Below are 296 nucleotides of genomic sequence, written 5' to 3'. Positions count from 1 at the left end.
CCGGGTAAACTGAAGCCCACACCGGCGCTGATATTGACCGACTTCTCGGCCCGCAAGGGGCGAATATTCACCTCGGGGCGCTCGGAGAGCACCGCTGCCACCTCGCCATTTGGCGAAAAGCGACCACTGGTGGTGATGGCATCAAAGCTGCTGTTTAGGGATTGCGAGGTACGTTCACTAAATACCTGCCCGGCGGTAGGGGCGCGAAAGCCGTTAGACAAGGTAGTGCGCAGCATAATACCGGGGCTGAGTTGGTACCACAGGGCCAGTTTGCCGCGCAGCATGGAAGAAAACAG

General features: G+C 58.8%; 1 protein-coding gene. It reads right to left on the bottom strand.

The features are described 5' to 3' along the window. Positions 1 to 296: TonB-dependent receptor domain-containing protein (locus J0A66_RS22840; protein ID WP_206576076.1), on the bottom strand; the 296-nt coding region annotated here is incomplete at both ends.

The sequence above is a fragment of the Bowmanella dokdonensis genome (genome assembly GCF_017254865.1).
GTDB classification, from domain to species: Bacteria; Pseudomonadota; Gammaproteobacteria; order Enterobacterales; family Alteromonadaceae; genus Bowmanella; species Bowmanella dokdonensis.
The sequence above is the reverse complement of the archived record's forward strand: the minus strand, read 5'-3'. Positions and strand labels throughout refer to the sequence as shown.